The following is a 23,455-nucleotide window of genomic DNA, read 5'->3' on the forward strand; positions in this document are numbered from 1 at the left end:
GTCCCCAACGCCATTTCCCAGTAAACTCTGCATTTTTGCGCCGCCTCTCTTCCCGCGGCCATCCTCTGTTTTCTGGAGTCTGCCTTGCGTCTGTTTCACACCTCCGATTGGCACCTTGGGCAAAACCTCCACGGCCAGGATCGCGACTTCGAACACGCCTGTTTCCTCGAATGGCTGCTGCGTCAGCTGGCCAACGAAAAGCCCGACGCGCTGCTGATCGCCGGGGACATCTTCGACACGGTCAACCCACCGGTCAAAGCCCAGGAGCGCCTGTACGACTTTATCGTCAGCGCCCACGAACAAAATGCCAACCTCACCATCGTCATGATCGCCGGCAACCACGACTCCGGCTCGCGCATCGAATTGCCGGCGCCGTTGATGCGTCGCCTGCGCACCCACGCATTGGGCCGGGTGTTGTGGCTGGACGATGGGCAGCTCGACGTCGAGCGTCTGTTGCTGCCGTTGCCGGATGCCAAGGGCAAGGTCAAGGCCTGGTGCCTGGCCTTGCCATTCCTGCGCCCCGCCGAGGTCACCGGCGCACAACTGGGCGACGACTATTTGCGGGGCATCGGCCAGGTGCACGAATGGCTGATCGCCGCCGCCAACAGCAAACGCAAGAAAGGACAAGCGCTGATCGCTGTCAGCCACGCGCACATGGCCGGCGGCTCGGTGTCCGAGGACTCCGAGCGCAGCCTGATCATCGGCAACGCCGAGGCCTTGCCGGCCAGCCTGTTCGGCCCGAGCATCAGCTACGTCGCCCTCGGTCACTTGCACAAGCCACAGAAGGTCAATGGCGAAGAACGCATCCGCTACAGCGGCTCGCCGATTCCGCTGTCGTTTTCCGAGATCGGCTACCAGCACCAGATTCTCGACGTCACCCTGGATGGCGAAACCCTGGTAAACGTCGAACCCCGGCTGATTCCCCGGGCTGTCAACCTGCAACGCCTGGGGCCAGGGCCACTGGCCGATCTGCTGGTGCAACTGAAGGAGCTGCCGGACATCGACCTGTTGGCCGATGTCCAGCGCCAACCCTGGCTGGAAGTACGAGTGCGCCTGGACGAACCGCAGCCGGACTTGCGCCATCAGGTGGAAACCGCCCTGCAAGGTAAAGCCGTACGCCTGGTGCGAATCGCCGCCGAGTATGCCGGCAACGGTGGTGCCGGCGGTGCCGATGACGGCAGCGCACTGGTGGAACTGGACCAACTCAGCCCGCAGGAACTGTTCAGCCGCGCCTGGCAGGACACCTACGGCAATGAAGTCGACGAGCAGACCCTCAGGGACTTCGCCCTGCTATTGCAGGACGTGCAGATGGAGAGCGAGCAGCCATGAAGATTCTCGCGATCCGCCTCAAGAACCTCGCCTCCCTGGCCGGCCCTTTCGAAATCGACTTCACCGCCGAGCCATTGGCCAGCGCTGGCCTGTTCGCCATCACCGGCCCCACGGGTGCCGGGAAAAGCACCCTGCTCGACGCCTTGTGCCTGGCCTTGTTCGGCGCGGTGCCACGCCTCAACAACACCGGTCGCGACGCCAAGGTGCCGGACGCCGACGGCGAAATCGCCACGGGTGACCCACGCACGCTGTTGCGCCGGGGTACGGGCGATGGTTACGCCGAAGTGGATTTTCGCGGCGTCGACGGCCGCCGCTACCGCGCTCGCTGGGAAGCCAATCGCGCTCGGGAAAAAGCCGCCGGCAAGCTACAAGCCAGCCGCCAGAGCCTTCGCGACCTGGACAACGATCAACTGCTGGCCAGCCAGAAAGGTGAATACAAGACCCAGCTCGAAGCCGCCCTCGGTTTGAACTTCGAGCAGTTCACCCGTGCCGTGCTGCTGGCCCAGAGCGAGTTCAGCGCCTTTCTCAAGGCTGACGACAACGACCGCAGCGAGTTGCTGGAAAAGCTTACCGACACTGCCCTCTATACGCGCCTCGGTCGCCGCGCCTTCGACAAGGCCAAGCAAGCCAAGGAAACCCACAAGCTGCTACAGGACCAGGCCACCGGCGTCACGCCGCTGTCCCCCGAAGCCCGGGCCGAACTGGACCAGCGCTTCAACCAAGCCCAGCAATTGCTCAAGGCCCAGCAGGCGCAGCTCAAGCAACTGGAACAGCAGCACACTTGGCTCAAGGACCTGCGCCAATTGCAGGATGAACAGGCCAGCGCCGCCGAGCAGTTGCAACAGGCCCAGGTCGATTGGACCGCGCTGGCGGATGAACGCCTGAAACTGGCACGCCTTGAGCAATTGGCGCCCCAGCGCCATCAATTCATCCGCCAGGCTGAGTTGACCCGGCAACTTGAACCGCTGGCCGTCAGAATCCTGCAACTGACCCAGCAGCAGGTCGAGCTGCATGAACAACAGACCGAACTGGAAAAGGGCCTGGGCGTGGCGCAGTTGGCGCTGGCTGCCGCCCGCCAGCAGAGCAACGATAACGCGCCGCTGCTGCGCCAGGCGTTCGATGAACAAAGCAACCTCGCTCGCCTGGCCAGGGAAGTCGGTCAAGGCGCCGAGCAGTTGCAACAGGCCCAACAGGCTTGCAGCGATGGTCAACGCACCATCGACACGTTGCTCGAACAGCAACGGCACGTCAGCGAGCGCCTGCAACGGATTGCCGGCGAACTGGAGCAAAGCGTCGATCTTGCACCACTGGGCGATGCCTGGAGTGCCTATCGTGATCGCCTCCAACAACTGATGTTGATCGGCAATCGGTTGAACAAGGGCCAGGACGAACTCGCCCTACTGGAACAGAACGCGACTCGCGCCGCCGATGATCTCGCGGCCCGTCGGCAGAATCTCGACGTGCTCTACAAGGAGGCCGGTGCCGAACCGCAAGCGGTCGCCGAGCAGATCCAGTTGCTGGCCAACCTGCTGCAAGACAATCGCAAGCAACTGCGGGCGTTCGAAGAATTGAGCCGGCTATGGGCCAGTCAACAGGAACTGAACAGCCGCAGCGCGCAATTGGAGCAGCGCCAGCAACAAGCCTTGCAGGAGCGCGACCGACTGGTACGTGAAGGTGGCGAAGCCAAGGCCGAGCTGACCGTCGCCGAACAGACCCTGGCCGTGACCCGTGAGCTACTGGAGCGCCAGCGCCTGGCTCGCAGCGAAAGCGTCGAGCAACTGCGCGAACAGTTGCAGGACAACCAGCCCTGCCCGGTGTGTGGCAGTGTTGAACATCCTTACCATCAACCCGAAGCGCTGCTGCAAAGCCTTGGACGATTCGATGAAAGCGAAGAGGCCAACGCGCGCAAGGCCGTCGACCTGCTCAATGAAAAAGTCATTGATCTGCGGGCGCAATACAGCGGAGTCATCGCCCAGCTCAAGGAATTCAAGCAGCAACAGGAACAACTCGCGGCCCAACAACAAAGCCTCGCGCCAAGTCTCGAAGCCCATCCACTGGCGGAGCCGTTGCTGGCCCAGGATTCGGACAAGCGTGACGCCTGGCTGGCCCAGCAAAACAGCCAGTTGACCCAACGCATCAGCCAGGACGAACAGCGCCAGGCTGCCCTGCTCACCCTGCAACAAGACGCCGCGCGCCTGTCGCAACAACTGCGTGATGCCGAAACGGCGAGCCAGCAGGCGTCACAGCATCTGAACAACCAGCAACAGGAGCTGGCCCGGGATCGCCAGCGCCTGGATGAAGAGCTGGAGCATTTCAGCACGCTGTTGCCGTCCGCCACGCTACAGGCTCTGCGCAGCGACCCCGCGGCAACGTTCATGCAACTTGACCAGCGGATCAGCCAGCGCCTGGCGCAACTGGAACAGCAACGCGAGGAACTCAGCGAACAGCTTCAGCGTCAGCAAACCCTGGAGAAAGAACAGGACCGCCAGCAGACCCGCGTACAGCAACTGGAATCGGCGCAACAGCAATTCCATGCGCTGAATGAGCAACATCAATCCTGCCAGCAGAAACTCGCGCACCTGCTAGGCGAACATGCCAGTGCCGAACAATGGCAGCAACAGCTCGATCTGGCCCAGGAACAGGCCCGCAATGCCGAGGCAACAGCCCATCAGCAACTGCAGGATCTGCGCAACAGCCTTGTCCAACTGGCTGCCGAACTCCAGGCCCGTCATGAACAGGCCCATGGTTTGGAGGCCGAACAACAGACGCTGGCCGCTGGCATTGCGCAATGGCGCGCCTCTCACCCTGAACTGGACGACGCGGCGCTCGATGGCCTGCTGGGCCTCGACGAGCAACAGGTCAGCCAACTGCGGCAACGCCTGCTCAACAACGAAAAAGCCATCGAACAGGCCCGCGTCCTGCTGACCGAGCGCGAGCAGCGCCTGCAAAATCACCAGGCCCAACACAACGGCCACCTGCCATCGGAAGAATTGGCCGATGCCCTGTCCGTGCTTCAGGATCAATTTGCAGTCAGCGAACAACAGTGCGCCGAGTTGCGTGCCCAGCAGGCCGAGGACCAACGCCGACAAAATGCCAACCAGGCACTGGCCCAACAGATCGAGCAGGCTTATACCGAGTACCAGCGCTGGGCACGCCTGGACGCCTTGATCGGCTCGGCCACTGGCGACCGTTTCCGCAAACTGGCCCAGGCGTACAACCTCGATTTGCTGGTGCACCACGCCAACGCCCAGTTGCGCCAACTGGTGCGCCGCTATCGCCTCAAGCGCGGAGGCAGCATGCTTGGCCTGCTGGTGATGGACACGGAAATGGGTGATGAGCTGCGCTCGGTGCATTCGTTATCCGGCGGCGAAACCTTCCTGGTCTCCCTCGCCCTCGCCCTGGGCCTGGCCTCGATGGCATCCAGCACGCTGAAGATCGAATCGCTGTTCATCGACGAAGGCTTCGGCAGCCTCGACCCCGAGTCGCTGCAACTGGCGATGGACGCCCTCGACGGCTTGCAGGCCCAAGGCCGCAAAGTCGCGGTCATTTCCCACGTGCAGGAAATGCACGAGCGGATCCCGGTGCAGATCCAGGTCCGTCGCCAAGGCAACGGTTTGAGCACGGTGGAAGTGAAATGAGCCGCGCCACGCTGTATTCCTTCCGTCGTTGCCCGTATGCCATGCGAGCGCGGATGGCGCTGCGCTACAGCGCGATCGATGTGGCTATTGTCGAAGTCAGTCTCAAGGCCAAGCCGGCCGAAATGCTCGCACTCTCGAGCAAAGGCACGGTGCCGGTGCTGCAGGTCGATGGTCGGGTGATCGATGAAAGCCTGGAGATCATGCACTGGGCCTTGGCCCTGCACGATCCGCAGGATTGGAAACTGCGGGACGATGCCCAGGGCCAGGCGTTGACGGCGGCGTTGATCGAGGAAAACGATCAGGTCTTCAAGCTCCACTTGAATCGCTACAAATACCCGGAGCGGCATCCTGAACATCCGGCAGCGCATTATCGGAGCGAGGGGGAAGTTTTTCTGCGCAAGCTGGAAGGACTGCTGGAAACCCGACCCTTCCTGGTTGCGGGCCACCTGAGCCTGGCGGATGTAGCGCTACTGCCATTCGTCCGCCAATTTGCCCATGTCGATCGCGACTGGTATTCCCTGGCGCCCTACCCCCGGCTCCAGAAGTGGGTGCAGGGCCTGCTCGATTCCGAGCTGTTCGTAGCGATCATGGCCAAGTAGCTGTTGGTCTTGCGAGCGCGCTTTTGTGGCGAGGGAGCTTGCTCCCGCTCGGCTGCGCAGCAGACGCCTTGGTTGTAGACCGAATAGGCCTGCTGCGCAGTCCAGCGGGAGCAAGCTCCCTCGCCACAAAAGCGATGATGATGTTCAAGCCGCGCGACCCGATCAGTCTCTCACCAAATTCAACAACCGCTCGCGAGCCACTTCCATTTCGCCGGGAATTGGCTGGGCTGCCGAGACAATCGGCGTGGAATAGAGAAACAGCAACATCACTGCAAGACGCATCGCCATGGTGTCGATCCTTATTGGTAAGGAGTCAATTAACTAGCGTCAAATTTAACCACATGGCCAAGTGATATCACAATAGGGTTTTTACCCAGACGCACGAAGCCTGCGATCTTTTCTCTCTTTAGCACGCTAAGGGAGATGAAAAGATCGCAGGCTTCATTTGCAGCGAGAGTCAGTGTTGGGTCTTGTGGTCCAGCGCCGCGTAGAAGTTGGCGCTCTGTTGCAGGTATTTCTCGGTGTAGCTCTGGGTGCGGTTTTTCTTGTCGCTGATTTCGATGCTGGCACTGGCTGGCAAGGCCACGGTAGCGGAAATGGCGGAAGCAGCGATCACGGAGAAAAGATTCAGATTCATGGCGGTAGTCCTCGGATTCAGTTAGCTGATTTGCCCGTTGGGGCCGTGAAGCAAACTTACGCGCCGAGGCGTCTCGCCTTGAAATGCTTTGTAATACTAGCGACTATCAGTCTCGTTGATACAACTGCGAAGGCCCCGGGAATCGGGGCCTTCGGTCTATTGACGGACCAGGAATTCAAGATCGCTGGGCGCATCCATTGATAACTTCTGCACGGTCTTTCCCAGTAGACCGGTCTTTGGATCACGCTCGATGACCACGATCTGGTTGCTCTTCTGATTGGCCACCAGGACGAATTTTTCGCTCGGATCGAGGCTAAATTCTCGCGGATGATCGCCTTCGACAGAGCGCCGCTGGAGTTCCTTCAGCGTGCCCGTCGCCGGGTCGATGGCCAATACCAGAAGTTCGTTGGTGGTGCCGCGGTTGCTGACATACAGAAACTTGCCATCCTTGGAGGCATGCAGCGCCGCCGCTGCCCTGCCCGGCTGGGGCTTGTCCGCCGCCAAATCAACAAGCTGGCGCTGGGTCAGGCGGCCATCGGCGTAGTCGAACACGGCGACCTGGGCGGTCATTTCCATGGTCAGCCAGGCGTGCTTGCCGTCACGGCTGAACAACAAGTGGCGCGGCCCGCTGCCCGGCGGCAACTGCACGAATGCCGGGTCGGCGGGTGTCAGCGGCAGCTCGGGATTGGCCTTGGGGTCGTAACGGTAGACGAAGACCTTGTCCGCCCCCAGGTCATTGGCAAACACGTACTTGCCGTCTGGCGAAGGCACCGCCGAATGCACATGGCCGGACTTCTGCCGCTCAGGATTGACCCGGCTCGGCTGATGACTGCCCGACTGCACCACCGGCGCCAGCTTGCCGCCTGGCCCCACCGGCAGCACCACCAGGGTGCCGCCCGGGTTTTCCAGCACGGAATAATTGCTGACCAGCAAATGCTGGCCATCGTGGCTCAGACTGGAATGGGTTGGCTCGTTGCCCAGGCTTTGTACCTGATTGATCAGGCTCAGTTCATGGGTCTTCGGGTCGATGGCGTAGCTGCTGACCTTGCCCACCGGATCCTTCTGTCCCGGGCCGTTTTCGTTGACCACGAACAACCGGGTCATGTCCTTGGAAAGGGTCAGCCAGGAAGGGTTGTCCGTCTTGATCACTTGCAGCGGCTTGGCGTCGAGCTGTCCGGTGCGACTGTCGAACTGCATGCGGTAGATGCCTTGGCTCTGGTCCGCCGTGTAGGAGCCGACCAGCAGTTGATAATGTTCGGCGGTTTCTGCCTGGACGCCCATGGCGCCCACGCTGCCGGCCATCAACAACGGCCAGAAACTACGCATCTTCATCTTCTTGGTCCTCGTCGTCGTGGCCGCTGGTCGCTTCCACGCATTCCAGGTGATGGTCGCCCGAGTCGCTGGTGATGATCCAATGCTTCAGGGCTTTGTCAAACGTCGCGGCCTGCATCTGCGCGGGCGTAAAACGCCAGTGCTCAAGGGTGCGGCCGTTCATGCACTCAACGTGCAACTGGTCTTGCTCGTCGAGGGAAAAATCGAACGCGTGCAGCCCGTCAATGATCAGCATGTCGCAGTGTTCGAGGGCGTGCAGCAGGGTGTCGGTGGAAGCAGTCATGGCGATCAGTCGGTCATTGGGAAAGGCAGCATGATAACCCAATGTCGGACCGGGCCTGGGCCCATAAGGTTCGAAAAACCTGCCACCGGCACATTCGCCAACGCAAACAGGCCCGCCCCACACCCGAACGCATTCGAAGTGTGGGAGCGGGCCTGCCTGGATCAGGCAGTCCATCAAAGCTCAATGGACTGCCTGATCTTCAGAGCGCCGCGCGCCCCGGTACGCCATCCACCAGCCGCTGGATGCCCAGCGGGTTGGCGTTCTTCAACGGCTCCGGCAACAGGCTGTCGGGGTAGTTCTGGAAGCACACCGGACGCAGGAAACGATCGATCGCCAAGGTGCCGACCGACGTGCCACGGGCATCGGATGTCGCCGGATAAGGCCCGCCGTGAACCATCGAGTCGCAGACCTCGACGCCGGTTGGATAACCGTTGAGCAGGATGCGGCCGACCTTCTGTTCCAGCAGCGGCGTCAGTTCGCCGAACTGTTCGAAGTCCGCCGGCTCGCCAATGATCGTAGCGGTGAGTTGGCCGTGCAGGCCGTTCAGCGCGGCGGTCAGTTGCGCCTGGTCCGCCACTTCGACAAACACCGTGGTCGGCCCGAAGACTTCTTCCTGCAACGCCTCGTCACCGTTGATCAACAAGCTGGCGTCGGCCTTGAACAACTGCGGCTGGGCCTGGTTGCCTTGCTGCTCGCGACCGGCCAAGTGCTCGATGCCCGAGTGAGCCAACAACTTTTGCAGGCCCTTGCCGTAACTTTGCAGCGTGCCGGCGTTGAGCATGGTTTGGGGTGCCTGGTCGCCGATCAGGGCCGCCACCTGCTGGGTGAACGCGGTGAACTCAGGCGAACGGATGCCGATCACCAGCCCAGGGTTGGTGCAGAACTGACCGCAACCCTGCACCACCGAGGCGGTCAGGTCGCGAGCAACGCTGTCGGCACGGGCCTGCAAGGCTTTTGGCAAGACGATCACCGGGTTGATGCTCGACATCTCGGCGAAGACCGGGATCGGCTGGGGCCGGGCGGCGGCCATGTCGCATAGGGCACGGCCGCCCTTGAGGGAACCGGTGAAGCCGACGGCCTGGATCGCCGGATGCTTGACCAGCCATTCGCCGACACCACCGCCGTAGATCATGTTGAACACACCGGCCGGCATCGAGGTCTTTTCGGCTGCGCGAATGATCGCATCGGCCACGTGTTCGGCCGTGGCCATGTGGCCGCTGTGGGCCTTGAACACCACCGGGCAACCGGCGGCCAGCGCCGCTGCGGTATCACCACCGGCGGTGGAAAATGCCAGCGGGAAGTTGCTGGCGCCGAACACCGCCACCGGGCCGAGGCCGATGCGGTACTGGCGCAGGTCCGGGCGCGGCAGCGGCGTGCGCTCAGGCAACGCGCTGTCGATGCGCGCGCCGTAGAAATCGCCACGGCGCAAGACTTTGGCAAACAGGCGCATCTGCCCGCTGGTGCGCCCGCGTTCGCCCTGGATCCGTGCGGCTGGCAAGGCAGTTTCACGACAGACCACGGCGACGAACTCATCGCCCAAGGCATCCAGCTCATCGGCAATCGCGTCGAGAAACTCGGCCCGACGCGCCGCGCTCAGGCTGCGATAAGCAGGATAAGCCGCCGCCGCGGCCTTGGCGGCAGCGTCGACTTCTTCAGCCGTGGCCTGGACGAAATCATGGGGCAAGGCCTCGCCGGTGCTGGCGTCGACGCTTTGCAGGCGGGTCTGGCCGGCCGCGCTGCGTGCGCCGCCGATGTAGTTGTGGCCAAGGATCTGGTTCATCGCAAGTCTCCTTTAAAGTGTGCCGATAGTACCTGGGTTGAACACCGCGTCTACCGGGGCAATGCCATTGACCAGCGGCGCGCCGAATTCAGCCTGGCTGATTTCGAACACATCCCCCGGCTGGGTGCGGATGCCATCGGCGAACGACAGGGTCGCGGTGCCGAAGAAGTGAACGTGCACATCCCCCGGGCGCAGGAACTGACTGTACTTGAAGTGATGGAACTCCAGGTTTTCGAGGCTGTGGCACATGTTCGCCTCGCCGCTGAGGAATTCGTTCTGCCACAGCACTTCGCCGTTGCGCAGGATACGACTGGTCCCGGACAGATGTTGAGGCAGTTCACCCACGCGAAGTTCCGGGCCAAAGCTGCAACTGCGCAGTTTCGAATGGGCCAGGTACAGATAATTCTTGCGTTCCATCACATGGTCAGAGAATTCGTTACCCACCGCAAAGCCCAGGCGATAAGGCTTGCCGTCGAGACCGATGACGTACAGGCCGCTGATTTCCGGTTCTTCGCCGGCGTCTTCGGCGAACGGTGGCAGAGGGAACGGCTGGCCCGGACGGACGACGATACTGCCGTCGCCCTTGTAGAACCATTCCGGTTGCACGCCGGCCTGCCCGGCCTGGGGTTTACCGCCCTCCACGCCCCATTTGAAAATTCGCATGGTGTCGGTCATCGCGCTTTCGTCACCGGCCTGCTGATGCATCTTGTCCCGGGCAGAGGCGCTGCCCAAATGGGTCAGGCCGGTGCCGCTGACCAACAGGTGCGCCGGGTCCGGGTGATCCAGCGGCGGCAGGATGCGCAACTCTGCGAGCAGTTGCGCGTAGTCGTGGCTGGCACTCAGGCCCAGGCCATTGACCTGCTGCTCAAGCTTCAAGCCCGCTTCGATGGCGGCCAGCGCCAGCTCCCGCACAGTACCGGCGCCCTGCACTTCGCGCACCTGATCGCCGTCGACCAGGCCGACACGGCGCTCGCCGTTACTCAATTCGAACTGAACTAAACGCATGCTGTTCTCCTGTTAAACAAACACAACACTGTACGCATCGATCGTTCCCACGCTCTGCGTGGGAATGTAGCCCGTGACGCTCCGCGTCACTGGACGCGGAGCGTCCCTTGAGGCATTCCCACGCAGAGCGTGGGAACGATCAAACAAAAGCTCTCTTCCACAATTGCAATAAGTTCAGGTACGCGTCGCCCCGCGGGCACTGGCGGCGAACTGATCGGCCGGCAACACGTGCTTGCGCTCTAGCAGGCGATACACCACGCCGGTCAACACCAGGCCGAACACCATCACACCCGACAGGAAATACAGCCCCGACGCCAGGTTACCGGTGTATTCCTTCAGCGCGCCGATCACGAACGGCCCGATGTAACCGCCCAGGTTGCCCACCGAGTTGATAAGTGCAATGCCCGCCGCCGCACTGGCGCCGGCAAAGAAACGCCCCGGCAAAGTCCAGAACACCGCCGTGCAGGAAAACAGCGCGAACGCCACCAGGCACAACGCCGCCAGCTGCAGCACCGGCACCGTCAGCCAGGCACTGAGGAACAGGCCGATGGCGCCCAGCACATACAACACCGCCAAGTGGCCGTAGCGATCGTTCAAGCGGTCGGAACTGCGTGGAATGATCAACAACCCGATAATGCCGAAGATGTATGGCACCGAGGACACGAAACCGGTCACCAGGTCCGTGCCACCGAACTGCTTGATCAGCGTCGGCAGCCACAGGCCCAGGCCGTAGATGCTCAGGGTCACCGGCAGATAGAACAGCGCCAGCAGCAACACACGCTTGTCTTTAAGCGCATGCAGCGGATTGCCATGGCGGGTCTGGCCGTATTCTTCAAGGTCCTTTTTCAGCTCACCGGTCAGCCAATCCTTTTCGCTCTGGTCCATCCATTTGACCTGGTGCGGGCCGTCCGGCAGATAACGCAGCACCGGCCAGGTCAACAGCACCGCCGGCATGCCGATGACGATGAACAGCCACTGCCAGCCATGCAGACCGAGGATGCCGTCCATGCCCAGCAAGCCACCGGACACGGGGCCGGTAATCATCATCGCGATGGGTTGGGACAGAATGAACAGGCCGAGGATCTTGCCGCGATGGCGCACCGGGAACCATTGGGTGATGTAGTACAGCACGCCCGGGAAGAACCCGGCTTCGGCCGCGCCCAGCAAAAAGCGCATCACATAGAAGCTGTACGGCCCTTGCACGAAGGCCATGCCGATGGTGATGGCGCCCCAGGTGATCATGATCCGGGCGAACCAGCGTCGGGCACCGAAGCGTTCGAGCATCAGGTTGCTGGGGATCTCCAGCAGGAAATAGCCAATGAAAAACAGCCCGGCACCCAGGCCGTAGGCAGCATCGCCGATACCGAGGTCGGCGCCCATATGAAGCTTGGCAAAGCCCACCGCAGAGCGGTCCACGTAGGCGATCAGGTACAGCAGGATCAGGAAGGGAATCAGTTTCAGCGTGATGCGACGAATAAGCCGCAATTCCTGGCTCATGGGACCGGTCTCCGATTGTTGTTGTTATAGAAGCTCGGGGGATTTCTCTGGCGATTTACGCTAGGACAACCCCTCCGTTGAACCGGACTATATAGTAATACTATTTGAGCAACAACACTTCCAAACCGCGCAAATTGCGCTTATGTTACGCTTCAGCTAGAACAATATAGTCATACAATAAGAGAATCGATCATGTCTGATAAGAAACCCTCCCTGCGCTCGGCCCAATGGTTTGGCACCGCCGACAAGAACGGCTTCATGTACCGCAGCTGGATGAAAAATCAGGGCATCGCCGACCATCAGTTCCATGGCAAGCCGATCATCGGCATCTGCAACACCTGGTCGGAGCTGACACCGTGCAACGCGCACTTCCGGCAGATCGCCGAACACGTCAAGCGCGGCGTGATCGAGGCCGGGGGCTTCCCGGTGGAATTCCCGGTGTTCTCCAACGGCGAATCGAACCTGCGCCCCACCGCCATGCTGACCCGCAACCTGGCAAGCATGGACGTGGAAGAGGCCATTCGCGGCAACCCGATTGACGGCGTGGTGCTGCTCACCGGTTGCGACAAAACCACCCCCGCGCTGTTGATGGGCGCCGCCAGCTGCGACGTGCCAGCCATCGTCGTCACCGGTGGGCCGATGCTCAACGGCAAGCACAAAGGCCAGGACATTGGCTCCGGCACCGTGGTCTGGCAATTGAGCGAACAGGTCAAGGCTGGCACCATCACCATTGACGATTTCCTCGCGGCCGAGGGCGGCATGTCCCGCTCGGCCGGTACCTGCAACACCATGGGCACGGCCTCGACCATGGCCTGCATGGCCGAAGCCCTTGGCACCTCCCTGCCCCACAACGCCGCCATTCCAGCGGTGGACGCGCGGCGTTATGTGCTGGCCCACATGTCTGGCATGCGCGCCGTGGAGATGGTCCGCGAAGACCTCAAGCTGTCGAAGATCCTGACCAAGGAAGCCTTCGAAAACGCCATTCGCGTCAACGCCGCCATTGGTGGCTCGACCAACGCGGTGATCCACCTCAAGGCCATTGCCGGCCGCATCGGCGTGCAACTGGACCTGGACGACTGGACCCGCATCGGTCGCGGCATGCCGACCATCGTCGACCTGCAACCGTCCGGGCGTTTCCTGATGGAAGAGTTCTACTACGCCGGCGGTTTGCCCGCCGTGCTGCGGCGTCTGGGCGAAGCCAACCTGATTCCGCACCCGAACGCCTTGACCGTCAACGGCAAGAGCCTGGGGGAAAACACCAAGGACGCGCCGATCTACGGCCAGGACGAAGTCATCCGCACCCTCGACAATCCGATCCGCGCCGACGGTGGCATCTGCGTGCTGCGCGGCAACCTGGCGCCACTGGGTGCAGTGCTCAAGCCTTCCGCTGCCACCGCCGAACTGATGCAGCATCGCGGCCGCGCGGTGGTGTTCGAGAACTTCGACGAGTACAAGGCGCGGATCAACGACCCGGAACTGGACGTTGATGCCAGCTCGATCCTGGTGATGAAAAACTGCGGGCCGAAGGGTTATCCGGGCATGGCCGAAGTCGGCAACATGGGCTTGCCGGCCAAGCTGCTGGCCCAGGGCGTGACGGACATGGTGCGGATTTCCGATGCGCGCATGAGCGGCACCGCCTACGGCACCGTGGTGCTGCATGTGGCACCGGAAGCAGCGGCCGGCGGACCTCTGGCGGCAGTGAAGGAAGGCGATTGGATCGAACTCGATTGCGCCAGCGGCCGCCTGCACCTGGACATCCCGGACGCCGAACTCGCCGCGCGCCTGGCCGACATCGCCCCACCGCAGCAACTGTTGGTCGGTGGCTACCGCCAGTTGTACATCGACCACGTACTGCAAGCGGACCAAGGCTGTGACTTCGACTTCCTGGTGGGCTGCCGTGGGGCCGAGGTGCCACGCCACTCTCACTAATCCCCTCGCCACAAGTCACTCAAGCCCAAGGGTTTAGCCTGATGAATACCCGCCGCGCCTGCTATCATGCGCGGCACCCCCTCGTACAGGATCGCGCCGCGCCCCATGGATTACCGCAAACCCTCCGACCGCAAAAGCATGCATGCGCGCATCGTCCAGGAACTGGGCATGCAGATCGTCTCCGGGCGCTTCAAGCCCGACGACAAACTGCCGGCCGAAGCCTTGCTCTGCGAAGAATACGCGGTCAGCCGTCCGGTGTTGCGCGAAGCCACGCGGGTGCTGGTCGCCAAGGGCCTGGTGTATTCGCGACCGCGCGTGGGCACGGTGGTCAAGCCGCGTCGGGAATGGCACATGCTCGACCCCGATGTGCTGCATTGGCTGATGCAAAGCAGCCCGCAAAATGAATTTTTCAACCTGCTGACCAGCGTGCGCAGCATCATCGAGCCGGCCGCCGCTTCTCTCGCCGCGCAATTCGCCACCGATGAAGACATCGCGGCCATCAACGAAGCCTACCAGCGCATGGAAGCAGCTCCGACCCCCGAGGCGCTGCTGCAACCGGACCTGGACTTCCACAGCCGCATCGCCGACGCCACCCACAACGACCTGCTCGCCAACTTGTGCAACATGCTGTCGGTGGCCATCGCCGAGGCGCTCAAGCATTCCAACCAACGGCCCAACCTGCATGAGCTGGCGATGCCCCGACACAAAGCGATCCTCACCGCCATCGAGAACCGCGACGCCCTAGGCGCTCGCCATGCCACGCTGGTGCAGCTGGACGATGCCCGTAGCGCGCTGAACGTGGTGCTGGGCAGCGACCCAGCCTGATCACCCAACTCAACACCCTCGCAGGAACTTCAAAAAGCGCTGTCGACCAGGACGGCATGACTCGCGCTTGAAGAGGCGGTACTTATATACCGCACGCCATACAAAGGGACGCTGATACTTGCCCCGTCGTCATCCCGACGGCCATGAGATCAGGAAAAGGATGTCTTATGACCTCGCCCTCTTTGGCTGACCGCCCCTCTGCGCTTGCGCAAAATGTCAGCTTGCAATTCGCCGACTGCCCGACCTTCGAGCAGATCGTCCAGCAAGAGCTTAAACGCGCCCTCCAGTCGAAATACCCCTCGCTGGTCATCGACCTCGCCAAGACACAATTGGCCAGCCCCGATGCGATCGTCCGAGGTTGGAATTTTCAAGCGCTCATGCCGCTTGTGCTCGACTACCTGTCCCTCGGCACGCCCGTGGATTTTGGTTCACAGGGAATCCTTGAATGCTATCTTTCCGACTCACCGCCCCGACGCCTTCGGCCAGCCGATGGAAGGCTGGACATGGCGCTCGTCGAAAAGTGCGTACTTGAACTGCCTTGGCGCGTCCCCATCGGACTGCAAGATGCACTGACCCATTATTGGAATGGCGACATCGCTGCCCGCTCCCAGGCCGTCCCCCATGCTCGCGCCAGCCGCTGGCAATGGCTCAGCGATACCCTCAAGAACATGCTGAATATCCACGGGCTGCAACAGCCGGGATTGTCCGAACCGGCGCGCGACGCCCTGGACCAGATCGTCCGCTGGCCGGACCGTGAGGAGCGCTTCAAGCGCAATCTTCCACCGGTCTATGCCTACCGTCTGGAAAGTACCGTCACCTACGGAGCCACCAGTACCGTGCTGCCCGGCACGGCCATCCTCCTGATGCATTACACACGGTATGGACTGGTCATTTTACTGAGTTGCCCCGGCAGCGCCGTGCAATCCTTCGAATCGATAGAAGCCTTCAACAGCTTTTGGGCCGAACGAATCTCCAATCGCTACGCCGTCGACACGGTCATCTGCCAACGCTACGAGATCGCTGGCAATGCCTTCGACACCCAGGCCGCGATGATACTGGAGCAGCAACTGACCGACCTGAAAACCGTCCAGTTACCCTCTCGGATCGGACAGAAGGACTTGAGTAAGCTCTTCCAGGAACTGAGCGATCCTGCCCGCTATCTGCACGATGCCCCACGCCTCGCGCCAGACCTCTCGACACAACTGCTGCCTGAATGGCTGGCAAAGGCGTCCCTCCTGGACCAGACCAGATTCCAGCGATACAGCCTGGCACTCGCCGGTGCCAGAAGTCGCGGTCAAGGGCGTCCGCGCCTGATGGATATCAACGCTTTTACGGCAGACGCCTTGCTCGCCCGGATGGAAAAAACCAACGGCAGCAGCCCGATCAGGGCCCATTCCGGGCAATTTCAACCCGACGACGTGCAACTGACCTTCACTCTATCCACGGGATACCCCGGGACCATCGGAATCAGCCAGAAAAAAACCATGAGCCTGACCCAACTGGCCATCAATAACCTGGTCGCGCGCCCCAGCGGCTATCTGGTGCTCAGTCATCGTCGGGGCCTGACCTTACCGGCGTGGTTGACACCCGGCTACATCACCGACAAGGGCGGGCTGATCGAACAGGTAGATATAGGCAGCAGCTATCCGCGTTATCTTCAGCAGGAGCTGCTGAGCGACTCGTCTCAAGCGCGCCAGTACCAAAGAATTTTTGCTGAACAGATCCCGGCGCAGTTGATGCTTGAAGCACTGCAGCAAGCGCTCGATAACCAGAATGGCATGACCCACGAAGGGCTGCGTCTCATTGAGACACTGTTCCAACCTGACGCTGGCGACCAACGGGTTGACGGTCGTCCCGTGTTCATCCGGCACTTGGCTTTCCTGCGCAAGCCCAAGGCTACGCCTGACATCGTCGCCAATATGTTCATCATCGAGGCACAGGGCACCCAAACCGGTCCGCACATATTGTATCGTCCCCTTTACACACCCTCCTTGTTGGCGTTTGCGACGCGCCAGGCGCTGTTAAAGGCCATCGCCACCGCCGGGGATCTGCAAGACAGTGTGCTGACCTGGATGTCCGACGGTGCACGGGCGGTGTATGCCAACGGTGGTTTCCTTGAGCCACACGTCGTGCATTTTTTCCAGGGCGACGAGTTCAACCTGCCCGAACGGCCCGCCCCGGCGACGCTCGCCGACGACGGCGTCAACGATGAGTTGCTGCAATACCAGCGCCACGGCGAGTTGATGCAGTATCTTTATGGCTGCAACGCACGAGCCCTGATCGCCCAGGCCGACCGCAACTCTGTCTCTAACCGCGAGAGCCGCTGGGCGGTGTTCCTCGAAGGTGGCAGCCTGCTGTTCAATGCGTTCCTGTTTCCGGTCTTGCGTGGTCCAACCATGGCCGTCGCCTGGCTATGGAGCCTGATGGCCAGCGCCAGCCAGGATATCCCGGCCCTGGTCAGTCAGGACCCGGAGACCCGCGAACTCGCCGCCGTCGATGTGCTGGTAAACCTGGCCATGCTGGTAAGCCAGTTACGCGCCGCCCGGCTGCCCGCCCGTTCACCGCTGCCCGACGCACTCAAGACGCGAGCTCTTCGCCCTCCCGCCCCACGAGTCGTCGCACAACAATGGCCCGCGCCGCCCCCGCCCAGCGTCTTCGAGGGAACCGTGACCTTACCCGGCGAACCCTCCGGCAGACATTTGGCCCTTGCGTTCAGCAGCCCCCGCTACAACCTGAGCCCGGAACAGCGCACTCGCATACGAGGCATGCAGGTGCCACGCCCCGCCACGTTGCCTGAACCAATAAAGAATGGGCCCTTGAAGGGCCTGTATGTGATCGGCAACAAATGGCACGCGGTAATCCAGGAAAACCTGTATCGGGTCGACCCGGATCCGGAGGCTGGCACTTCGATTGTCGATCCGCTCGATCCCACACAAATCGGGCCTCTGTTGCAATCGGACCTCGACGGCAACTGGACACTGGATTTGCGCTTGCGCCTGGTGGGAGGAGCCCTGCCAAGGCGCCTGGAAAATCAGCGACGTCTCAATGCAAAAAAAGCCGCTGACCTTAGCAATGAACTGGCGGATTACCTCGCGCAAGAGAACAAACGAGACAAGGCGCTGGACATCGCCCAGCAAGTCATGACGCGATTCGAAGAAACACCCGGCTTTACCGAAGAGCAACGCGCGCCGAGACGCAAGCTGTTTTACGACCTGCTCAACGAGCAGACCGAGGCCTATCTCAAATTGCTCGACAGCCTGCCCGAACGAGACAGGTTAGGTATCGGCCTGCCCTCCGAGAGTATCCGCGCACTGATGGAAAATGTAGTCAACAACGCCCGCAAGGCCGTGCTTGTGATCGAAGCACAAATGCAGGCGCTCAATGCGGCTCACCCCGGTTTTTCAGGGGAATTGGTCGTGCGAGTCGTGATGAGCGATATGGACGGCTACCTGACGTACCTTGATGGCATGAGCGATATCAACGACCGCGCAATCCATTGGCTGGAACTCAAGGATGAGTACCTGGAAAAGTTATTGAACCTGGACTCCATCGGGGCGCAAGCGTTCGAACGCCTGACACAGGGTCGTCCGCTCAATGAAAGAAACGTTATCGGTGCAAAGGCCTTGCAGGTGGCTGCACTTCCCATGCTCGCAATCAAAAATCCGGCATCCGATTTACCCGATAGCCTGTACCGCATCGTCACACCGTTGGCGGAGCAAATGCGCTCCCATGCTGATCTGCAAGCGTATGAGCTGTCCCCTTCGGAGCAATTGGACGTGCTGACGAGCCTCACCCAGCACTACGGCGAGGCCTTGGACGCGCTGCAAGGTATGCGAGTGCTCTATGTCGACGATATCAACGAGTCCTATTTCGACAGACTGATCAAGCTGCTCGACAGTCTGTATCGCGACGTATCCCGGAAACTGGCGGCCGAAGTCAAACCCGAACCCACGCCGCGCAAGCGTGGGCCAAAACGTCCCAAGGTAAATTCGGGACGCCCCAATAAAAAGGTGATCAAGACGCGCAAGAATGGCGTGCTGATCGGCGACCTCAAGCCAGCCGGCACCGTCTTGCCGATCGAGGTCGTCGAGCTGCGCTCCGAAGTCGATGACCAGGTCATTGCCACGTATTCGCGTCACGACGAGGTCTGGGATGTCGTTGAAGAACGTCGCCCCACTCCTGCGCCAAGGACGAGAGCTGTCAAAACGATTAAAAGTGATGCGCGCCAGTTGCTGGAGCAGTTGGAAGAACGTTTACGTCGTGTGGAAAGCTATAAGAAGCACTGCCGCCATCCTCAGGAAATCGAGGAAATCATGAACAATGAGGCGGACCGCTTTAGCGCCCTCGCAACCGAACTCGACAGGGCCTTCACCGCGTCGCAAGCCACGCGCACGCCAGCCGAAAAGGCGCTGGGTAACCAATTGTCAGAGGCGATATCCAGGCTGAAGACCAAGGGCAGTGCCCTGCGCACCGAGTTGAGCCTGCAGTTGCCACCCACCGACGGCAACCTGCGGTTCCTTTTCGAAAAAAACCTGATCCAGGTCGCACGCCTGGGCGAACGCAAAGCCCTGAAAGGGGCCCGCATGGATTTTCTTCAGGAATATGCCGTCAATGACCGTAACGGCTCCCCCCTCTGGTACGCTCACTTTCACTACGAAACGGCTGATACACCAAAAGCCGACTATAGCGTCGCGCATCTGAAAAGCCGGGAGCAACGCCGGGAACACTACCATTCGCTGCTCGCCAAGGCGCAAAACCCCTACGCGGTGATGGATGTGCACCGAGGGCAGATTGGCAAATCCCTGGCCAGCGACAAGTTCCTGCCGTTGGCGCCCTGATCGCAACGAAAGAAAAAGCCGCAGCCCCTGGGCTGCGGCTTTTGCCGATCAATCAAGTGAAGTACACCCCATCAATGGGCAAACAACGAATTGCCCTTCTGCCCCGCCAATTTCTCAGGCTTGATCAGGAACCGCGCCAGCGCCGGCAGCAGCCACAGCGCGCCGAACATGTTCCACAGCAGCATGAACGTCAGCATCAAGCCCATGTCGGCCTGGAACTTGATGGCCGAGAAAATCCAGGTGCACACGCCAATCGCCAGGCACAGACCGGTGAACAGCACCGCTTTACCAGTGGATTTGAGCGTCTGATAGTAGGCTTCCTGCAACGGCAAGCCGGCCCGCAGGAAACTTTCCAGGCGGCTGTAGATGTAGATGCCGTAGTCCACGCCGATCCCCACGCCTAAGGCCACCACCGGCAAGGTCGCGACCTTCACGCCAATGCCCATGAATGCCATCAGGGCGTTGCCCAGCACCGACGTCAGCACCAGCGGCAACACGATGCACAGCGTCGCCGCCCAGGAACGGAAGGTGATCATGCACATGGTCGCCACGCAGATGTACACCAGGATCAGGATGGTCAGTTCCGACTCCTTGATCACTTCGTTGGTGGCCGCCTCGATCCCGGCGTTACCGGCGGCGAGGATGAACTCCAGGCCATCGCGGTTATTTTCCTTGGCGAAGTCCTGCACCGCCTTCACGGCGCGGTCCAGGGTCTCGGCCTTGTGATCGTTGAGGAACACCAGCACCGGCGCCAGGGAGCAGCTGTTGTTGTACAGGCCATCGGCCCGGGCAATGGAGTTGTTCAGCACGTCCGGGTTGCGCGACAAGGTTTCCCATTTCAGGTTGCCCTCGTTCATGCCCTTGATCATTTGCTTGGACACGGTCACCAGGGAAATCGCCGACTGCACGCCCTCGGTGTTCTGCATCTTCCACATCAGCTCGTCGATAGGCGCCATGGCCTCGTAGCGCGAGCAGCCTTCGGCCTTGGTCTTGACCATCACCACCAGCACATCGGAACTGGTGGAATAGTTACTGATGATGAAATTGTTGTCCTGGTTGTAACGCGAGTCCGGACGCAGTTCCGGCGCCCCCTGGTCCAGGTCGCCAATCTTCAGGTTCTGGCTGTACCAGAGGCCGCCGCCAAAGGCGAGCACGGCCAGGGCAATCGACACCGGCGCGACTTTGGCGCTGGCGAAATTCGACAGCAGGCGCCAGAACGGATGCTCGCGGGTCGCGTCTTTCTTGCTGCGCTCAACGGCACGCTTGCTGATGCCGACGTAGGAAATCGCCACCGGTAGCAGGATCAGGTTGGTGAACACGATCACCGCCACCCCGATGGACGCGCCGATGGCCAGCTCGCGGATCACGCCGATGTCGATGATCAACAGGGTAATGAAGCCGACGGCATCGGCCAGGATGGCGATCATCCCCGGCAGGAACAATTGGCGGAAGGTGCGCCGTGCGGCGGTCAGGGCGTTGTCCGCCTCGCTGGACTGCAAGGCGATGCCGTTGATTTTCTGCACGCCGTGGGAAATGCCAATGGCGAAGATCAGGAACGGCACCAGCATCGAATACGGATCGAGACCGAAGCCGGCCGCGTGCATCAACCCCAACTGCCAGACCACCGCCACCAGCGTTGTGCTCAACACCGCGACGGTGCTGCGCATGCAGTTGGTGAACCAGTACAGCAGGATCAGGGTAATGACGAAGGCCACGCCGAAGAACAGCACCACCATGACCAAGCCATCGATCAGGTCACCGACCTTCTTGGCGAAACCGACGATGTGAATCTGCACATTCGGATTCTGGGCTTCGAACTTGTTGCGGATCTTGTCTTCAAGCTCGTGGGAAAACTTGCGGTAGTCCAAGGCGAGCAATTTGCCCTGGTCCTGCGGGTCCGGGTAAGACTCCAGCAGCGGGATATCGATGATGCTCGACTTGAAATCGTTGGCGACAAGACGCCCCACCTGGCCGGACTTGAGCACGTTGTTGCGCAGAAGATCGAGGCTTTCGGCCGAGCCGTTGTAACTCTGCGGAATCACCTCGCCACCGGCGAAGCCCTCTTCCGTCACCTCGGTCCAGCGCACGCTGGGGCTCCAGAGTGACTTCAGGCCGGAGCGGTCGACGCCCGAAATGTAGAACACTTCGTCGTGGATCTGGCGCAGCGTCTCCATGTAGTCCTTGGAAAAGATATCGCCGTCGGTGGCCTCCACGGAAATCCGCACCGTGTTGCCCAGGTTCGCCAGGTCATTGCGGTGCTCGAGCATCTTCTCGATGAAGGGGTGCTGGAGGGGGATCATTTTTTCGAAACTGGTGGACGGCCGGATCAGCGTGGCCTGCCAGAACAGGAAAATGCTGACCAGCAGGCAGATGATGATCACTGCCGGGCGGTTGTTGAATATAAGGCGTTCGAGAAACGTCGCCTTGTCTTGGTGATGACTGCTCATGGGGTCCGCCTTCTTGTTATTGTGCCCGTCTGACAGGCCCGGCTCATTTGCTCAATTCGGCGCCCGAGGACGTGGTGGCGCGAACGCCGCCCTGTCCCGCCAGGATCAGGTTGCCGTTGCCCGCCGCCGTGACCGCCGCCACCGAAATACGATCCGGGCGGTTGAACACGCTGAAGGTCACGCCGTCATCGGTGCTGCGCACCACACTGCCGCCGTTGCCGACGATCACGATCGAGCCGTCCGACAGAAGCGTGCTTCCCGACAAACCGAACTCCAACGCGCCACGGGCGGCCTTGAGTTCGACCTGCTCCCAGGTATCGCCGAAATCGGTGGAGCGGTAGAGGTTGCCGCGCAGGCCATAGGCCAACAGTGTCGAAGGCTGGGCGGTGCCAATCACGCCAAACAGCGAGCCCTCATACGGGCCTTCGAGCTTTTCCCAGGTCTGTCCCCAGTCGGGGGATCGGAACATGCTGCCGGCTTCGCCGACGATGAACAGCCCGGCGTCTTTCACGGCGGTCAAGGCGTTGAGGTGGAATTGGTCTTCGTTGTCGAGGCGGTCACTGACGTCGGCCCAGTGCTTGCCGCCATCGGTGGTTTCGTACAACGCACCGTAGGCGCCCACCGCAAGACCATGGCTGGCGTCCTTGAACCAGACGTCCAGCAACGGCGCTTCGCGGGTGAGGTCTTCGAATTGCTTGGTCCAGGTACTGCCGCCGTCGTCGCTGGCGAGGATCTGCGCGTCGTGCCCGACGGCCCAGCCGTGTTTGTCGTCGACGAAAAACACCGCGGTGAGCAGTTGGCGAGTCGGCACCTTGGCCTGGGTCCAGGTCTTGCCCTGGTCATCGGAATAGACGATATGCCCACGGTCGCCGACCGCCACCAGGCGCGGCCCGGCGTGGACAACATCGAGCATCAGGGTCTTGCTGGCCTTGGCCGATTCGACGGAATAGATGACATCGGACGTCGATGCCGCGACCGCCAGCACCGGTGCCGACAAGACGGCAGAGCCCAGCAGCGAGAGCACCGAGGCCAGCAACGCCACTCGGCGCAGCAACGGCGGCCGGCAGCGGCCCACAGCCATGACAGGCTCATTCATAGACCTTTCCCCCATTATTATTGTTATGGCGTGATACGTTGCCAGTCTTGGAGCATAGCCCTGAAACCTGCAATCTAGAGCCACTCGCAAGCGGAACCTATCGTATCGGGCTTTCGAAAGGTCTGACAATCGACGCCACGTTATCTTTTGTTAACCACGGGGGGTTGACGCTTGGAGTGAATGGCGAGGTATTCGGCGGGGTGATGGCCAGGGGCTCGGC

At 61.3% G+C, this 23,455-nt stretch carries 15 protein-coding genes; 6 read left to right on the top strand and 9 right to left on the bottom strand.

Features of this window, described 5'->3' with window-relative positions; genetic code table 11:
* The first annotated feature begins 84 nt into the window (after nt 1–84).
* The 3 genes from HU742_RS14760 to HU742_RS14770 are packed head-to-tail and all read left to right on the top strand — an operon-like array spanning nt 85 to nt 5,566.
* Nucleotides 85–1,329: an exonuclease SbcCD subunit D C-terminal domain-containing protein gene (locus HU742_RS14760; protein ID WP_186644590.1), complete on the top strand. Its 1,245-nt coding sequence runs from the start codon at nt 85–87 to the stop codon at nt 1,327–1,329.
* Nucleotides 1,326–4,967 carry an AAA family ATPase gene (locus HU742_RS14765; protein WP_186644591.1) on the top strand — a complete coding sequence of 1,214 codons (3,642 nt, stop codon included), beginning with the start codon at nt 1,326–1,328 and terminating at the stop codon, nt 4,965–4,967. The genes HU742_RS14760 and HU742_RS14765 overlap by 4 nt, the downstream gene beginning before the upstream one ends.
* Entirely contained in the window at nt 4,964–5,566 is a 603-nt protein-coding gene (locus HU742_RS14770) for a glutathione S-transferase (RefSeq protein ID WP_186644592.1), read from the top strand. The genes HU742_RS14765 and HU742_RS14770 overlap by 4 nt, the downstream gene beginning before the upstream one ends.
* 162 nt (nt 5,567–5,728) lie before the next feature.
* Here HU742_RS14770 and HU742_RS26905 read toward each other — a convergent pair whose 3' ends face one another.
* The 7 genes from HU742_RS26905 to HU742_RS14800 all read right to left on the bottom strand — a co-directional run bounded on the left by HU742_RS26905 (nt 5,729) and on the right by HU742_RS14800 (nt 12,100).
* Nucleotides 5,729–5,854, bottom strand: a complete 126-nt coding sequence (locus HU742_RS26905; RefSeq protein ID WP_264082673.1) for a hypothetical protein — start codon at nt 5,852–5,854, stop codon at nt 5,729–5,731.
* A 169-nt stretch (nt 5,855–6,023) separates the two neighbouring features.
* Nucleotides 6,024–6,203 carry a hypothetical protein gene (locus HU742_RS14775; RefSeq protein WP_018611529.1) on the bottom strand — a complete coding sequence of 60 codons (180 nt, stop codon included), beginning with the start codon at nt 6,201–6,203 and terminating at the stop codon, nt 6,024–6,026.
* Between the two features lie 156 nt (nt 6,204–6,359).
* Nucleotides 6,360–7,535, bottom strand: coding sequence for a lactonase family protein (locus HU742_RS14780; protein WP_186644594.1), 1,176 nt, complete (start codon nt 7,533–7,535; stop codon nt 6,360–6,362).
* On the bottom strand, nt 7,522–7,818 hold the full coding sequence (locus HU742_RS14785; RefSeq protein ID WP_186640160.1) for a DUF5629 family protein: 297 nt from the start codon (nt 7,816–7,818) through the stop codon (nt 7,522–7,524). The genes HU742_RS14780 and HU742_RS14785 overlap by 14 nt, the downstream gene beginning before the upstream one ends.
* A gap of 199 nt (nt 7,819–8,017) precedes the next feature.
* Complete coding sequence (locus HU742_RS14790; protein ID WP_186644596.1) at nt 8,018–9,598, bottom strand: aldehyde dehydrogenase (NADP(+)); 1,581 nt, start codon at nt 9,596–9,598, stop codon at nt 8,018–8,020.
* A 12-nt stretch (nt 9,599–9,610) separates the two neighbouring features.
* Complete coding sequence (araD1, locus tag HU742_RS14795) at nt 9,611–10,603, bottom strand: AraD1 family protein (protein WP_186644598.1); 993 nt, start codon at nt 10,601–10,603, stop codon at nt 9,611–9,613.
* A gap of 174 nt (nt 10,604–10,777) precedes the next feature.
* Entirely contained in the window at nt 10,778–12,100 is a 1,323-nt protein-coding gene (locus HU742_RS14800) for an MFS transporter (protein WP_186644599.1), read from the bottom strand.
* Between the two features lie 192 nt (nt 12,101–12,292).
* Here HU742_RS14800 and HU742_RS14805 point away from each other — a divergent pair, with 192 nt between their 5' ends.
* The 3 genes from HU742_RS14805 (at nt 12,293) to HU742_RS14815 (ending at nt 19,692) form a co-directional block, all read left to right on the top strand.
* Nucleotides 12,293–14,029, top strand: coding sequence for an IlvD/Edd family dehydratase (locus HU742_RS14805; protein ID WP_186644600.1), 1,737 nt, complete (start codon nt 12,293–12,295; stop codon nt 14,027–14,029).
* Nucleotides 14,030–14,134: 105 nt separating this feature from the next.
* Nucleotides 14,135–14,854 carry a FadR/GntR family transcriptional regulator gene (locus tag HU742_RS14810; RefSeq protein ID WP_186640150.1) on the top strand — a complete coding sequence of 240 codons (720 nt, stop codon included), beginning with the start codon at nt 14,135–14,137 and terminating at the stop codon, nt 14,852–14,854.
* Nucleotides 14,855–15,021: 167 nt separating this feature from the next.
* Nucleotides 15,022–19,692 carry a dermonecrotic toxin domain-containing protein gene (locus HU742_RS14815; protein ID WP_186644601.1) on the top strand — a complete coding sequence of 1,557 codons (4,671 nt, stop codon included), beginning with the start codon at nt 15,022–15,024 and terminating at the stop codon, nt 19,690–19,692.
* Nucleotides 19,693–19,763: 71 nt separating this feature from the next.
* Here the strand turns inward: HU742_RS14815 and HU742_RS14820 are convergent, their stop codons facing one another.
* Nucleotides 19,764–22,139 (bottom strand): efflux RND transporter permease subunit, encoded by a 2,376-nt coding sequence (locus HU742_RS14820; RefSeq protein WP_186640147.1) that lies wholly within the window; start codon nt 22,137–22,139, stop codon nt 19,764–19,766.
* Between the two features lie 43 nt (nt 22,140–22,182).
* Nucleotides 22,183–23,235: a WD40/YVTN/BNR-like repeat-containing protein gene (locus HU742_RS14825; protein WP_186640145.1), complete on the bottom strand. Its 1,053-nt coding sequence runs from the start codon at nt 23,233–23,235 to the stop codon at nt 22,183–22,185.
* Nucleotides 23,236–23,455: the final 220 nt, after the last annotated feature.

Source organism: Pseudomonas marvdashtae, from assembly GCF_014268655.2.
Classification (GTDB): Bacteria; Pseudomonadota; Gammaproteobacteria; order Pseudomonadales; family Pseudomonadaceae; genus Aquipseudomonas; species Aquipseudomonas marvdashtae.